Source organism: Secundilactobacillus collinoides DSM 20515 = JCM 1123, assembly GCF_001435975.1.
GTDB lineage: Bacteria > Bacillota > Bacilli > Lactobacillales > Lactobacillaceae > Secundilactobacillus > Secundilactobacillus collinoides.
Genome location: NZ_AYYR01000001.1, coordinates 1 through 15,478 on the forward strand (window position 1 = coordinate 1; position 15,478 = coordinate 15,478).

Annotated in this window: 15 protein-coding genes; 9 read left to right on the forward strand and 6 right to left on the reverse strand. The window is 45.4% G+C overall.

Annotated features, from left to right (window positions below):
* Window positions 1–274: 274 nt before the first annotated feature.
* Entirely contained in the window at window positions 275–2,461 is a 2,187-nt protein-coding gene (locus tag FC82_RS00005; protein WP_056995866.1) for an LTA synthase family protein, read from the reverse strand.
* Window positions 2,462–2,663: 202 nt separating this feature from the next.
* Between FC82_RS00005 and FC82_RS00010 the strand changes: the two genes are divergently transcribed.
* Entirely contained in the window at window positions 2,664–3,320 is a 657-nt protein-coding gene (locus FC82_RS00010) for a histidine phosphatase family protein (protein WP_056995867.1), read from the forward strand.
* A gap of 110 nt (window positions 3,321–3,430) precedes the next feature.
* On the opposite strand, the gene FC82_RS00015 is transcribed toward FC82_RS00010, so the two are convergent.
* Window positions 3,431–4,339 (reverse strand): VOC family protein, encoded by a 909-nt coding sequence (locus FC82_RS00015; protein WP_056995868.1) that lies wholly within the window; start codon window positions 4,337–4,339, stop codon window positions 3,431–3,433.
* A gap of 144 nt (window positions 4,340–4,483) precedes the next feature.
* On the opposite strand from FC82_RS00015, the gene FC82_RS00020 reads away from it, so the two are divergent.
* Window positions 4,484–4,900 carry a GNAT family N-acetyltransferase gene (locus FC82_RS00020; RefSeq protein WP_056995869.1) on the forward strand — a complete coding sequence of 139 codons (417 nt, stop codon included), beginning with the start codon at window positions 4,484–4,486 and terminating at the stop codon, window positions 4,898–4,900.
* 132 nt (window positions 4,901–5,032) lie between these two features.
* On the opposite strand, the gene FC82_RS00025 is transcribed toward FC82_RS00020, so the two are convergent.
* Window positions 5,033–5,515, reverse strand: a complete 483-nt coding sequence (locus FC82_RS00025) for a C40 family peptidase (protein WP_056995870.1) — start codon at window positions 5,513–5,515, stop codon at window positions 5,033–5,035.
* Window positions 5,516–5,702: 187 nt separating this feature from the next.
* Between FC82_RS00025 and FC82_RS00030 the strand changes: the two genes are divergently transcribed.
* Window positions 5,703–6,167 carry a MerR family transcriptional regulator gene (locus FC82_RS00030; RefSeq protein ID WP_056995871.1) on the forward strand — a complete coding sequence of 155 codons (465 nt, stop codon included), beginning with the start codon at window positions 5,703–5,705 and terminating at the stop codon, window positions 6,165–6,167.
* Window positions 6,168–6,264: 97 nt separating this feature from the next.
* Here FC82_RS00030 and FC82_RS00035 read toward each other — a convergent pair whose 3' ends face one another.
* Window positions 6,265–8,985, reverse strand: coding sequence for an MMPL family transporter (locus FC82_RS00035; protein WP_056995872.1), 2,721 nt, complete (start codon window positions 8,983–8,985; stop codon window positions 6,265–6,267).
* A 336-nt stretch (window positions 8,986–9,321) separates the two neighbouring features.
* On the opposite strand from FC82_RS00035, the gene FC82_RS00040 reads away from it, so the two are divergent.
* The 6 genes from FC82_RS00040 to FC82_RS00065 all read left to right on the forward strand — a co-directional run bounded on the left by FC82_RS00040 (window position 9,322) and on the right by FC82_RS00065 (window position 13,771).
* Complete coding sequence (locus tag FC82_RS00040) at window positions 9,322–9,558, forward strand: hypothetical protein (protein ID WP_054762425.1); 237 nt, start codon at window positions 9,322–9,324, stop codon at window positions 9,556–9,558.
* 1 nt (window position 9,559) lies between these two features.
* Complete coding sequence (locus tag FC82_RS00045) at window positions 9,560–10,540, forward strand: choloylglycine hydrolase family protein (RefSeq protein ID WP_054762427.1); 981 nt, start codon at window positions 9,560–9,562, stop codon at window positions 10,538–10,540.
* 105 nt (window positions 10,541–10,645) lie between these two features.
* On the forward strand, window positions 10,646–11,269 hold the full coding sequence (locus tag FC82_RS00050; RefSeq protein ID WP_056995873.1) for a glycoside hydrolase family 73 protein: 624 nt from the start codon (window positions 10,646–10,648) through the stop codon (window positions 11,267–11,269).
* A gap of 524 nt (window positions 11,270–11,793) precedes the next feature.
* Window positions 11,794–12,567, forward strand: coding sequence for a TerC family protein (locus tag FC82_RS00055; RefSeq protein ID WP_054762433.1), 774 nt, complete (start codon window positions 11,794–11,796; stop codon window positions 12,565–12,567).
* Window positions 12,542–12,865: a thioredoxin gene (gene trxA, locus FC82_RS00060; RefSeq protein ID WP_056995874.1), complete on the forward strand. Its 324-nt coding sequence runs from the start codon at window positions 12,542–12,544 to the stop codon at window positions 12,863–12,865. Before FC82_RS00055 ends, trxA begins: the two co-directional genes overlap by 26 nt.
* Window positions 12,866–12,874: 9 nt before the next feature.
* Window positions 12,875–13,771, forward strand: coding sequence for an NAD(P)-dependent oxidoreductase (locus FC82_RS00065; RefSeq protein WP_153021009.1), 897 nt, complete (start codon window positions 12,875–12,877; stop codon window positions 13,769–13,771).
* Window positions 13,772–13,811: 40 nt separating this feature from the next.
* Here the strand turns inward: FC82_RS00065 and FC82_RS00070 are convergent, their stop codons facing one another.
* Window positions 13,812–14,585 (reverse strand): ABC transporter ATP-binding protein, encoded by a 774-nt coding sequence (locus FC82_RS00070; protein WP_054762435.1) that lies wholly within the window; start codon window positions 14,583–14,585, stop codon window positions 13,812–13,814.
* Window positions 14,578–15,477 (reverse strand): ABC transporter permease, encoded by a 900-nt coding sequence (locus tag FC82_RS00075; RefSeq protein ID WP_054762441.1) that lies wholly within the window; start codon window positions 15,475–15,477, stop codon window positions 14,578–14,580. The genes FC82_RS00070 and FC82_RS00075 overlap by 8 nt, the downstream gene beginning before the upstream one ends.
* Between the last annotated feature and the right edge of the window lies 1 nt (window position 15,478).

Below are 15,478 nucleotides of genomic sequence, written 5' to 3' on the forward strand. Positions count from 1 at the left end.
AGCTAGTCTAATTGGTCTAGTTATCAAGTGTTGCACTTCAATTTTAAATCGGGGTTATTTATTAATTCTCTTTTTTCACGATGTTTAAATCAAAAGACACCCGGCTATATAAGCAGGTGTCTTTAACGTTTTATTTGTCCTTGAGATTATCCTTGCTTGATTCAGGCCTTCCATCTTTACTAAAGCCTTATCTGGATAGTCTCCCGAAGTTCTCTAGCCGAAACGCGCTGCAGGAAGGAAAGGGTAGGCCACCCTGAATGCTTCTTTCCGCAGGTTATTTACCGCCATCCGAAGTGCTATTCGCATCCGGGTTCGTAATCTTGATTCGGTTAGAATCAGTCTTCTTGTGTTTCAATTCAGGCGCATCGGTGGAGAAGTCTGACTGGGTGGTCTTCTTGCCGTTTTCATCAAACAAACTTGTTGACTTAGTTCCCAATTCTTTCTCGATCTTTTCAGCCTTTTGCAACCCGTTCGAATAATTGTATTTTTCGGGGTTAACTGCTTTAAAGCCTTTTGGATGGTAGAAACGCAAGAGGTTCTTTTGGTTCAAGGAATCTGATAATCCGAGTTCTTTTCGTACCTTTGCCTGCATCTTTTCTTGCCATTTTTTGGTCTTTTTATCAGGCTGAACGACTTTACCCGTGTGGTTATCGTACAGTTGGTCATCAATACACGTGTATTTTCTTGAAACCCAATCCTGATCACGGAAGGCGACAACGGTATCGTGGGCTTTCGAGAACAAATCGGTGCCAAATTGGATGTAACGCTTGGTGCTTATCCCCATCAAATGCAGCAGGGTTGGCAGCACGTCAATTTCACCACCGTACGTATGGTCAACATACCCCTTCTTGTAACCAGGAATGTTGAACATTAACGGTACCCGTTGCAACTGGGCGTTATCAAAGTCGGTCCAATCATCAGCATTTTTACCTAAGATCTTAGCAAGATACTTATTTTCTGAATCTGAAATGCCGTAGTGATCACCATACAGAACAATGATTGACTTCTTTGCCAATCCACTCTTTTCAAGGTATTTGTAAAATTCCTTGATTGATTGATCCAGATAGTGGGCGGTTAAGAAATAGTCATCAACGGTCTTATTTCCTGTATCAGGCGCCTTGAAGTTTGGATCTTCGTCTTCCTTATCAAGACTGAATGGGAAATGGTTAGTGACGGTCAGGTACTTCACGTAAAATGGTTGCTGCAAGTGTTCGAGATACTTGATCGAGTCGTTGAAGAGCAATTTATCCTTTAAGCCGAAGCCAAGCGCTTTATCACCCGATGTATCATAATAACTCGCATCGAAGAAGTACTGGTAACCCATGTTCTTATAAGTGTTATTTCGATTCCAGAAGCTGGCCACGTTGCCGTGGAAAACAGCTGACGTGTAACCGGCCCGTTGTTTGAGAATCTGCGGCGCAGCCTGGAAGGTGTTATCGCTCCCAAGCTGAGCGAAGAGCGAACCCTGAGGCAGACCGTAAGTACTCGTTTCCAGCATGTTTTCAGCATCACTGGTTTTGCCTTGGCCGACTTGGTTGTAGAAGTTATCAAACGAGATCGTGGACTTGCTGTGGAAGAGTTTGTCTAGGAACGGCGTGACCTCCTTACCATCGATCTTTTGCCCAATCAAAAATTGTTGGAAACTTTCCAAGTGAAGAACAATAATGTTTTTCCCTTTAGCAATACCATACATTTTTTTGTTGGGACTGGCGTAATGTTTTTTAACGAAATTGAGGATACTCGTTAATTCTGATTTTTTGGCGGTTTTGCGGATGTCATTATTATGTTGGGTAGTAATGCCATCAAAGACAGTAAAACTGTCCAGGCCTAAGTATTTGACGATATAAGAGCGGTCAAATGTCTTGGTCATCAGCTGTGGCCGATTCATTTCAGAAATTGAGAAATTAAGGCCGAGCAGCAAGAAACCGACGGAGGTTACAGCAAAACTCGCACGCCAGTTAAGTTTATTGGTGTCGATTTTGATTCGCCGAGTGAACAGTAAAATAACCACGACAACAAGATCCAGCCAAAAGAAGATATCGTGGATCGATGTGAGCGCCATAGAACTGCCACTCAGTCCCTGGTTGACCTTGTTGTAGCCCAACATGGTCGAAACCGTCATGAAGTCGGTAAACTCACGATAGTAAATAACGTTTAGATAAAGCAGTACAGTATTGAGAATGTCAATGACCAGTGCTGAAGTATAAAACAGTCTGGTCGGTCTGACATACAGGGCCAGACTAAACAGAATAACAGTGGTGGCGATTGGATTTGTGATGTACAGGAAGACCTGTAACGGATCATTTAACGTGATCTTAAAATCAACAAAGTAAGCAATCAGGGTCTTCAACCAAAATAATATAACCAATAAGGTTGCGAACCCGAGTCGCGTGTTCGTTCGTCGCCACGTGCGTTTGAGTAACTCCACAATGATAGCCCCTTTTTCACGCGTTGCACGCATTTAATATGTCTACAAGTTTAGCAGATTTTGCACACCTTTGCAGGAAGGCCTAAATGAATTTATTAAAAAGTTAAGCCATCGTTAAGGTTGAATAGGTATGTTTAAGGGCAATCTGGTGTTTTTGAGCCCGTACGTAACCAACTTCTTCCCAGCGAAAAAAATGCTATACTAAGAATAACTATAAGCAGGAGGTGCCATACTGATGACAAAGCTTAATCTGTACGTTGTACGTCATGGACAAACCTATTTTAATATTTACAATAAATTACAGGGCTGGAGTAATTCACCCCTGACACAAAAGGGCATTGACGGTGCTAAGGCGACCGGCGACCGGCTGGCTGATGTGCACTTTGATGCAGCCTACTGCAGTGATACGACGCGGGCAATGGATACGGCCAAACTGATTTTAGCCGCTAATCAAAAATCTGAGGTCACTGACCCCATCACGGTACCGTTTTTCCGTGAAGAGTTTTACGGCTATTTTGAAGGAAATGACATGGCTCAAGCGTGGTACCTGGCAGGGGCACCACACGGATTGCCGACTTTCAAGGACATTGTGGCCAAGTATTCGATTGGGAAAGCCAAGGACTACTTGAAGGATGCTGATCCGTTTCACCAGGCTGAAAACAATGACGAGTACTGGCAACGTGTGGATCAAGGCTTTGACTTGATTCGGCACAACGACCAGTTAAAAGATGGTGACAATGTGCTCTTGATCAGCCACGGCAACACGCTGTTGAGTTTGATGGAACGTTACGCTGGCGGCAAGTATGATTTGAGTACGCGGCCGGCTAATGGGAGCTTGACACGGCTGACCCTTACGGATGATGATATTGTGGTTGAGAGTTATAACAAGTAATTATAAATAAATGCAAAAGAAAAACGACTGCGCGTCAATGCGACAGCCGTTTTTTAGTGACTATTTTTTAGTTTTGGAAGACACGTGCGGTGAAGCATCCGTGTCTATATCTAATTACCGTCATGGAAATCGACACCCTGTTTTTCGTAATAATCCAGAATTTCTTGCCGATGGGATTCAAATTTAGGCGTTAATCCTAAACTGTTCCCTAAGGATAGAATCGGTTCGTCTAGACTAAATCCTGGTGTCGGCGTAGCGAACTCGATGCGGTTATCTCCAGGTTCGCGGATGTAGAGGCTCTTAAACCAACCGCGATCGCGATACATTTCAATGTCCCAACCCTGTTCCTGAGCCTTTTCGTACAGGGCCAGCAGGGTGGCCTCGTCATCGACACGCAGGGCAACGTGGTCAATACTGCCACGGCCAAAGCGCGTGACCTGTTCGAAGTTGGTCGTTGGGAAAAGTTTGATGGCAGCGTGACGGTCCAGGTGAACCGTATCATCACTGACGTCAGCATCGATTAGTTTTTCAAAGAAGGCCTTCGTGGCTGCGACATCCGGGACGTGCAGCTCTGTCCCTAAGAAGTGCGTAATCTGGTGGTCAACTGAGATGCCATTATTAGGATTGATTTGCCATTCAGTGAGCGTTTCTTCCGTTTCAACCATCGTGACTGGAATGAGGTCGGGGTCCAAAAATTTCAACCCAGTGTCAGTCGCTTCTGGGTCGAAACCAGCAGTTTTGAGTCGGTCGATCCAAAAGGCGCTGCTACCAGTTGGAATGGCTAACGCAAAGCCGTTAATGTAATGGTTCCCATCAGTTCGCCGACCTAGGAGCGGCAATACGAAGAAGGTGATAACTGATCCGGGTGTCCCCAGATAATCACCATAGAATAGGTGTCGAATGTGAATGTTTTCCTGGTTTACGGTGTTCTTGACCAGCCGTAAGCCTAAGGTCTTGGTGTAAAATGCAATATTTTGCGCCGCGTCCTTTGTCAGTAACGAAATATGATGCGTTTGCATATGCGTCGCCCACTTTCTGAGAATTATCTGCCATCAGTATAGCATAAGGCCTTGCGTATTCGTTAAAACGTGCTTCAACGAGGTTGACGAATAAACTAGTTCTCGGCTAGAATCGAGATTAGTGATAAGAAAGAGAGTGAGCAAGTGGATATTAAGCAAGCACGTGGCAATCAAGGGAAAGTTTATCGGGACGCTGCCGCAATTCGCCAGGCTGTGTTTGTCACGGAACAGGGCATTGACCCTAAGTTAGAATTTGACGGGGAGGACGCGCAAATGACACACTATGTCGGTTACGTTGCGGGTAAGCCAGTAGTGACCGCCCGTTTAAACGACCAAGTGGCACCAGCCCATATCCAGCGGGTGGCGACATTGAAAGCGGATCGGCACCACGGCTATGCGTTTGCACTGTTACAGGCATTGCTGAATCAATTGCCAGGACAAACGGTTGAACTCAATGCTCAGGAAACGGCTGTTGATTTTTACAAACGCTTAGGCTTTAAACGGGTGGGGGATGCCTTTCTCGAAGTTGGGATTGTTCACTACCGCATGGTAAAAAACTAAAACCTGCTTACCGTCCGAGGTCAATTTACGCGACAACTGACAGCTGTTAAAGACAACTAACACTAGAAAGGCTCCAGCGCATTTGCGCTGGAGCCTTTCTTGAGAAGTTCTATGTGTATGTTTTTTAATGAATTAGTCGCTTAAGTCAGTGACATGTGCGTAACCAACCTTGTGCCACCATGATGCATAAATTGATTCAGTGATCACACCACGGTTTTGCGCATCAATCATCTTACCTTTACCAATGTAAAGACCAACGTGGCTGATACTTGAAGTACTACCACCGAAGAAGATGAGGTCGCCCTTCTTTACAGCGGAGCCCTTAACGTGCTTGTAGGCGTTGTATTGGGCTTGGGCCGTCCGTGGAATTGTAATACCGGTCGCTTTTTTGTATACGTAACTGGTAAAACCAGAGCAGTCAAAAGATGAAGGGCCGGTAGCGCCCCAAGCATATGGCTTGCCAAGCTTTGACTTAGCGGTGGATAATACAGTTGAAAATGAAGCATCGTCAGAACTGTCGGCGTGAGCAGTGGTGTGACCAGCTGTTACGCCAAGAATTGCAAAGGCAATGACGGCAACTAACGTAATGAATCCTTTAACGGCAAACTTCTTCATAAGATAAAAAACTCCTCAATTAACTTCGTTTTAGTTTATGTATTCTTTAAATATGTACGAGTACTATACTACCGATAGAATGTGTCAGTTTTGTAACAAACCAGTTTCAATGCCATTAAAAGGTTAGAATGAATTTGTAATTTACGTAACGTCTGTGAAATAATAAGCTAGGAAGCGACGTTCGGAGGTGCGACAAATCGATAACGCATTAGAGAAAATTATGCCAGAGTTACTCAATTTAGAGTCGTTTAGATTTAGAATTAGTGAAATAAGTACCATGACAGGGGTATCTACCAGACAGTTACGTTATTGGGAACAAAAGGGCTACATTCATCCCATGACCCGGACAGACCAGCAGAAGGCACGGATGTATGATTTTCACACTTTTGTGGCGGTACGTATCATGAAAGTATTTTTGGATGAGGGCTACCGCTTGCCTAGCGCCGCGGAAAAAATGACCAGCTTTTTAGCTGATATAAACGTTTTTCGTGACTTTGTTAAACAGGCCTTTCGGGGAATTGAAATTGTTGATGGTCAACCAGCTGTTGACATGGGGTCCTTCGATAAAGCGGGTAAACAAATTCTGTATGGCATTAACGACAATGGGCATATCAGGTATATAGTGAAAGACAAGAAAAAAGATCAGCAATAAAAAGGCTGTCTCAGGGTGAACTGAGACAGCCTTTTTATTGCTGATGATTTAATTACGGCGATCCAGTGGCGATAACAAAGGTCAACCGTGTTAAAAATTAATCCTTATCCGTTGTTTCTTTGTGTTTGCGCGTATGTTGCGGTAACGTGACGGTCAGCTTACCCACGGCTGCGGCAATGATTGGCAGCACAATGTTGAAGACAATCACCGCGGCGATAATAATCAAACCGGCCTGGGTCAGCGGTGCGAAGTTAACGGCTAATAAGCCGAGACACACAACAATGATTCCGAATAGGCGATGCCGGAATGACTGGCCACTGGCGGTAATACCAGGCAGCAACCAATCAAGCAATGGTGCCTCATTGTGCCGGTAATCCAGGGACAATTCGACTAACTGAGTGACCCCAAAGGTGATGACTGGAACCATCACGATCAACGGAACCTGCCAGTTGAAATCCGCATTCCCTGAAATGAATCGATTGATCAGTTCTCCGATTTGGAAACTGGCAATGACTGAAATACCATACGTCAACAGCCAGTATAGCGGCTGCAGAACTGAGCGGCTCAACGCTGCCAAAACGATGAACATAATCCCGGCAACCAGTACAGCAATCCAGCCGATATAGTGGTGGAAGGATTGCTTGATCGTTGATTGAACAACGGGTTGACCAGTGAAGGCAACCTTAGCATTCTTAAGCGCGGTTCCTTGGAGCTGTGTATTAACTTCTGATTGTAAGTGCGCGACAGTCTTTGAAGTGTCGTGGCTGTTTGCTGACTGTTTCAAGTAAACTGTAATGGCTGTTGACTTGTAATCAGCGCTGCTGTTAGTTGACAGTGATTGCTGGAACGCAGAACTCGTTAACTGTTCTGGGGTAATGTAGTATACCTTTGCAGCATCAGATGCTTGCAGGGCTGACAGATAATTGTAAATATTGGTGTACGAAGAAATCAAACCAGTCAGGCTGGTCGTTGACTTCTTCAAGCTCGTTTGAATAACTTTAAGCTGTGAGGCGTAGCTGGAAACGGTTGACTGAGTACTCTCAGCAGATGACTGGCTGCTTGAAACTTCACTGCTCAGCACTTCCATGTTGCTGGCGACGGTCTGTAACTGCGTGTTAATGAGTGAAAGCAGGCGTTGGTAACGACGCACAAGCTTTGAAGCGTTGCTGCGTTGGGTCACACTTGCCCGACCGGCAATCTGAGTGACCTGATTGTGAACGGTATCCGTGTCAGATGATAACTGGGAAGTCTTTGAGGCTAATTTTGAAATCTTATCAGCTTCTTTTTGCAGTTTCACAGCGTTTAATTCCGACCGGTCTGAGTTCAGATCACTCTTAATAGTCGTCAACTGATCCGTAGCACCCTTCAATTGCAAGTTCAAATTGTTCAACTGATTTGTGACATAGTATTCACTAATTGGTTCGCCATTTGGCTGTGTCAGGGAAGTGACGCTTGACACTCCATTCATGGTTTGCAGCTTAGTGGTTAAATTATCGATTTGTAACAGCGCACGTTCATTATCTAAACGATCCTTGGATTGCAGATAAATGGTGACTGGCGTCGTTTCACCAGCGCCAAAGTGAGCAGCAACGACCTTGTTACCAGCCACGGCATTCTGAGTGGTTGACAATGTATCGATCGCTGAGAAGTTTAAATTATCGCGGAAGGAGTAGGCAAACATGCCCACAAAGTATGCAACAACGACGATGGCGATGGCTGGTTGCCATAGACCGAACTTAGCGAGCTTGTTCCATGCACCATATTCCTTTGCCTGCCCGTCAACGGCTGGCCAGAAGAAGCGATCCCCAAGCAGTGACAGAAAGATTGGTGAAATCGTGATTACACCAATCATTGTGACGAGAGCGACGATTGCCAGTCCACTCATAGCACGCAGCGTCGAGAACTTAAATAGGTAAAACCCGCCGAAGATAACAGCAAGGGTCAACCCGGTAGCTACCATGTAGGTTCGGATACTTCGAATACTGTTTTTAACAGCAGCTTGTCGGTCCACACCTGCCACTAGTTGCGACTTAAAGCCTCGATACAAATAGAAGTGCCCAATCAAACCGTACACAACGGTCAGTAATAAAATCAGCAACGGCGTGTATTCTGAGTATGGGAAACTTGTGCGCGATGCGAGATTGTTAATGAGACTTAGCGATACTGCGTACATCATAAGCAGTGATAGCGTTGAAATCACGGGCGCGATGAGCGACTTAAACACGATCCCAATAATCAGCAGACTCAAGATAAAGACGATAACCGTCGCAATAGTAGTGGCACTGCTGATTTTTTCACTGGCAGCACTGTTAATGATTTCAGGACTTGTGACGTAGGTGTTCAACCCAGTTGTAACAATTTGTGAATCTAACTGTTTAGCAATTAGGTTCATACTGCCCTGATTTTTCGATACCGCTAGTTTAACGATTTCGGTCGAACCATCCTTAGATAAGAACTGATCCTTTGCCGTTGGGTTAGTTTCCATTGTCCGAACATCTTTGATGCCGTACGTAGATTCTTTCCCAGCTAGGCGCTCCATGGTTTTGTCAACCGCTGCCAACTGCTTGGATGTCAATTTGCCTGAAGGGTTATTGAACACTGCAGTGACGTTATATGTGTTGGAAACGTTGCGTCCCCATTTAGATTGAATGGCCGAGGCAACCATTGGCTGACTGTTATTTGCCAATTGAGGCTGGCCGTATTCTTGAACCAGAGTGCTCGTGTTAGGCAGCATCACGATGGCTGCAAAAATGGCGATCAGCCACACTAACAGTGAGAAAATCCGGTTTTCATGTAAATTGCGTATCCGCTCGTTCATTGCACTGTATCTCCCTTGAAAGTTACGTTAATCATTATGTTTTGTGTAAATGACCTTTTTCATTTTAACATAGCTTTTTCTTTGATTGCAGAAGAACCCAAATATTTGTTGGAATTCTTGCAAATCGTGACATTTGACTGAAAACGAGAATCCCAATATTGGCGATATCGCAAAAACGAATCACGTTGGGTAAAAAAAGTCACTTTTGTTTTATTATGACGCGCTTTCGCCTATAATAAAAGGCCTATATTAGGAAGAACGTTAATTATTTCGTCGCGGCGGTTCAGATAAACAATCTGCAGTCGCAACGTTGACATTTAGTTAGGAGACCCCCACATGACGTATAACAGTCCGTATGCTGATTTGAACACGCCGAACCGATTCACGCTTGCGCTAAGGCTGGCCGGTCAGTATCATTTAGACGTGAGTCAAATTATGTTTACCTATTTAAAGGTCGCCGAACCGATTTTGCAAAATCAATCTGGTCGGACGATATCACCAACTATTCAGCGCAAAATCGACGACCGCTTTACTAAAACGCTGCGGGCCTTGGCAGCGGGAAAGGATGCGTAACATGTGTACGAGTATTTACGAAATCGCTCTGGATGGCACCCACGTGCTGGGACGCACGATGGACTGGCATAATTTAGGGGCTGGTCCGGTGTTTGTGCCCCGCGGGTATCATTGGCAATCCGTTTTTGATGACCGCGCCTATGAGAACCGATATGCGATTCTTGGGAGCGGTGGTGCGCATGATAATGAGATTGACATCTCGGATGGGGTCAACGAAAAGGGACTGAGTGTTCAAAAATTGACCTTTGCCAACGGCGCCAAGTTTGCAACAACGCCGGATGACAATCAAATTTCAATTGCGCCGTTTGAGTTACCACTCTATCTTTTAGGTCACTTCAGCTCGGTTGCTGAAATTGAAGCCAATATTCACCAAATTCAGATGATGAGCGGTGAACTGGCTGCCCATGAGTATGGACACCCCGAATTGCACTTTGTTGCCATGGATCCCACTGGTCGTATCGTGGCCATTGAGACCTCGAGTGAACCGTTGCGAATTGTCGACAACCCATTGGGAGTGCTGACCAATGCCTATAATTTTGAAAGGCAATTAAAACAACTTGACCACTACATGGCGTTTACAGATGATTTTAAAGAAGGCCGCGTGCCGTTAAATACAGCGCGGGTCACGACCGGCAACTTTTCCGGAAAAAAAGTGCCATCGGGTTCGTACACACCTGGTTCAAGGTTCATCAGGGCTGCCTACTATAAGGAACGGATCGACCGCTCTGCTGATGAGAACGAAGCCATTGTGAGTCTCTGGCATCTGTTAAACAGTGTTAGTGTTCCCAAAATGCGCGGTTACCAACAGAACTATTCTGTTTACCGGGCAGCAACTTGTCCGGAGACGCTAAGTTACTACTATGAGCCATACAATCGGTTAGGTGTGCGCAAATTGCAGATGACGGATGAAATGATAACGACTTGGCGTGAACCGCATTTCTTTGACAAGGACGACCAGCTGACCACGACGACAATTCGTTAACAACTCAATAAGGATTTACTAAAAATTGGTCCAGAACATTGCTCATTTCTAATAGGCTGGGTACAATAGCCAGGTACTTATGAATGAGAAGCAGGAGGGTCTGTCGTGGCCAAAAAACGGCGTCGTAAAAAGTCAAATCAACAGGGAGCAGCAACGTTAATATTTATTCTAGCGTTGTTTGTCATCGGTGGCGGACTTGGTGCCCGTTATGTGATGGACAAGGTGTTTACACCGCAAACAACCCAGAACAGTTCATCGACGACTAGTCTGTCCCCTCAGCAACGCCGTCAGCGCGCGTTTATCAAACAAATGGCAACGCCAGCTGTCAAGGCTTACCATGAGACACATCAGGTTCTGCCAAGTATCGTCATCGCCCAAGCTATCTTGGAATCCAGCTGGGGCCAGTCACAGTTATATAAGGAAGCAAAGAATCCATTTGGCATGAAGGGCAGCTACAATGGTCAGTCAGAACTGTTTCCAACCAAGGAATACGAAAACGGTAAAGAAGTGACAATCAAGGACTATTTCCGGGTCTATCCGAACCTGAAAGCGGCCATTCTTGACCATGACTTGGTTGTTTATCGCCAATTCATTACAACCAAAACAACTAATTACGCAACAGCTGCAAAGGAACTGCAAACCAATGGCTATGCCACAGATCCAAGCTATGCTAAGAAGCTGATCAACATGATTAAAAGTTATAGATTGGCGCGGTTTGATTCTTATTAGAGAGTGGAACAAACCGGTTAAAGACTGGAGCAGAAGCGGCCTATTTTATCAAATCTCGGGTTTGGATTTTGTAAAATAGGCCGCTTCTGTGCAAGCATTTGGTTTGTGGAACTCGTGTCAGCTATGACGCCAAAGGCGCGTCGCAAGTACCACTCAGACGACTAACTCAAAAAGCCCATCCCTGACTTGTTTACCCAGAGTTGGTTCAACAAAGCATGCTGCCACTGTAAAGCTAGTTTTCGTAAAGCCCCAAAGACAGTATTTTGAATCCAGCATCTTAACTAATCGCATAAACATCAGTGAAAAAGACGCCGAAAGAGTGTCTTTTTTAGTCAGTCAACCAGTGGGAGGTCGTTTACGTTGACAACTTGGGTACACGCTAAATGAAAATAGTGTGAAAACACTATTTTACTCATCGTCGGTGGTTGAAAGTTGGGGAAGACAGGTCTAAAATTCTTGTCAGAACAACTAGAAACCAGTAAGATTAATTATCAACATAATTAGATAGGGAGAGATGCGTTAAATTGCTTGAGCTCATCGGGAAACTTTACGGACCATTCTTTGACCTGCACAATTGGGAAACGGTTTTGACGTCCGGTAGCGACTGGCTGATTATTTTTTCATTAGTCATGATTGAATGTTTACTTTCTGTGGATAACGCTGTGGTGCTGGCAGCCCAGACTCAGGCGTTACCCACCAGAGAGATGCAAGAAAAATCATTGTTTTACGGTATATGGGGTGCTTATATCTTTCGGTTCCTGATTATTGGTATCGGAACGTACCTCATTAATCTTTGGGAAATTAAGGTGTTGGGCGCAGGCTACTTGCTGTTCCTTACCATTCAATATTTTAGTAAGAGTCGGGTTAAGCACACTCGCAAACTGGTTTCAGACCATAAAAGCAAGAATCCCATTTCATTGTTCTGGTCCGTGGTCATCCAAATTGAATTGATGGATATTATCTTTTCAATCGACTCGGTGCTGGCTTCACTGGCAATCTCTCCAAATCCGGTTATCGTGTTGATTGGTGGGATGATCGGCATCCTTGCAATGCGTGGAATTGCCGAAATGATTATGAAATTAATGAAAATTGTTCCGGAATTGGAACCAATGGCGTACGCGTTGATTGCACTGATTGCCATCAAGTTGTTTGTCAGCATTCCGATTATTGATATTGAAATCCCAGCATCGCTTTTTGGACTGATTGTTTTGGGTGCAGTTGTCGTGACCCTGATCATCCATTTTGCGCGACGCGGCAGAAAGGAGCCGGCTAATGGCAACGACGATCACAAAGGATAATTTAGATGAAGAAACGAAGGCTGGGCTCGTCCTAGTTGATTTTTGGGCACCCTGGTGCGGGCCATGCAAGATGATGGATCCCGTGCTGGAACAGCTTGAAGGCGAATATGGTGACCGGATCAAGTTTGGTAAATTAAACGTTGATCATAACCAAGACTTGGCAATGAATTACAAGGTCATGAGCATTCCCAGTCTTGTCTTGTTTCGGGATGGCAAAGCGGTTGAAAAAGTGACCGGTTTGTATCCTAAGGATAAATTGGCCGCCTATTTAGACAAAAAACTAGCGGCTCAGGCATAATTAGTTTTGATGCAACAGTTACTGAAGGAGGAAACAAGCATGAAACTTGGATTTATTGGTACTGGTGTTATGGGTGCCGCAATGGCGGGTCATTTATTGGCCGGTGGTCACGAGTTGTTTGTTTATAACCGGACAAAATCGAAAACAGATGCGTTGGTGGCAAATGGTGCCAAGTGGGCAGAAACACCTGCTAAGGTAGCGGAACAAGCCGATGTTATTTTTTCGATGGTTGGTTATCCAACGGACGTTGAAGAAATCTACTTTGGCGAAACCGGGGTCTTCTCAACCTTGACTGCGGGTAAAACGGTGGTCGACATGACCACAAGTACACCAACGCTTGCGGCAAAGATTGCTGTTACTGCAAAAAAATTGGGTGCTACCGGTTTAGACGCACCGGTGTCTGGCGGTGACGTTGGTGCGAAAAACGCTGCCTTAACCATCATGGTTGGCGGTGATAAAGCGGCCTATGATAAACTGCTGCCGTTGTTTAAACTCATGGGCACGTCGATTCACTTGTTCGGCGAAGCCGGTAAGGGACAACATACGAAGATGGCTAATCAAATTATGATTGCCGGTACAATGACTGGCATGGTTGAAATGATGACCTACGCCAAGGCAGCTAACCTGCCGATGGAAGACGTCCTTAAGACATTGAGCGGCGGCGGGGCTGATAATTGGAGCATGGAGAACTATGCGCCGCGTATCCTGGCTGGCGACTACACACCCGGCTTTTTTGCAAAGCATTTCTTAAAAGATTTGCGAATTGCTTTGGATGAAGCCGACAAGATGGGCCTTGACTTGCCGGCGACCAAGGAAGCTAAGCACCTCTATGAAGTAATGGTGGATGACAAAAAACTTGGTAATGATGGGACACAGGGCTTAATTAAACTGTATCAAGAAAAATAGGTCATAAAAAAAGAGAATCCGCACAGGATTCTCTTTTTTATTACCCATCCAAATCACTAAAGAAACTGTACAGCTTCTCTTGCGTGAGCCTTTTCTTTTCGTCACCTGCGACATCAAACGTAATTTGACCATTGTCAATCACAATCAACCGATTACCATAAGTCAGGGCATCATCAAGATGATGGGTGATCATCAGGCAGGTGAGGTCTTCTTCCGTGATTCGATCATTGGTCGTTTGCATGAGTTCTTGCGATGTTTTGGGATCCAAAGCAGCAGTGTGTTCATCCAGTAACAGAATATCCGGGCGTTTTAGTGTGGCCATTAAGAAGCTCAGCGCTTGCCGCTGACCGCCTGACAGGTTGCCGGTCGGGGTATCTAACCGTTGATCCAAGCCGTTGTTCATGGTGGCCGTGATTTCTTTGAAATGCGGTAATGCTTTACGCAGTCGGCGAGGTACTAAATGGCGCCCCTGACCGCGTTTGGCAGCTAATAACAGGTTTTCAGCAACCGTCATCCGGGGCGCAGTGCCAAGTTTCGGATCCTGAAAAACACGGCTCAAGAAACGCGTTCGGCGTTCTTCTGATTCATTGACAATGGATTTACCGCGTAGCAGAATATCGCCGCTATCAATCGATAGGTTGCCGGCAATTGTGTTGAACAGGGTCGATTTACCGGCGCCGTTTGATCCGAGCACGGTTACGAAGTCACCCTCGTTGATCGTCAGGTTAAGGCCTTTCAGCAGTGTGAGTTCTTCCGGGGTATTCCGGTTCACTTTGGTGACGACGTTGCGCAATTCTAAAATTGGCTTAGTCATGGCTTGTCACCCCCCGTTTGATGATGTGCTTAATGTTGAACATCTTCTGGAAGACTGGCAGCATCATGCAGAAGGCAAGCACGATTGCGGACAGCAGCTGTAAGTCGTTGGTGTTGAATCCGAGTCGCAAAACAACCAGCAACACGAACCGATACAGAATTGACCCCAAAGTTACGGCAACAAGTCGCTGATTCATGGTTAATTCGCCAAAGGCTACTTCGCCAATAATAATGGAAGCTAAAGCGATAACGATGATGCCAATACCCATATTGACGTCGGCGTACCCGTTGTTTTGTGCAACTAGGGCACCACCCAGACCAATAAGGCCGTTTGAAATCATGAGTCCCATGATCTGCATGTTGTCCGTTTTGATACCCAGTGACCGCGCCATCTTTTCGTTATCCCCAGTCGCTATGAAAGCTTGGCCCAGGTCAGTCTGCAAGAAATACACCAGCGCAATCGTCACGATAGCGATGACGATCATTCCAAGGACAATACTATCAAAGTATTCTGGCAGGGACTTCAAAAAGGCTGTCTTTAATAAGGTTGGTTTATTTAAGAGCGTCAGGTTCGCCCGACCCATGATTCGCAGATCAATTGAATAAGCAGCGGTCATCACTAAAATACCGGCTAACAGGATTGGAATCTTTCCCTTCGTATATAACAGACCGGTAACGAGACCGCACAGCATGCCGACACCGATTGCCATAATTGTGGCCCAAAAAGGATCGATGCCATGGTTGATGGCAGCCACACATGTTGCGGCGCCCATTGGGAACGTGCCTTCAACCGTCATATCAGGGAAGTCGAGAATTCTAAATGTTAAAAACAGGCCGATCCCGAGGGTGGCCCATAAGAGGCCTTGGCCAATGGCAGAAACGCCTAATCCAATA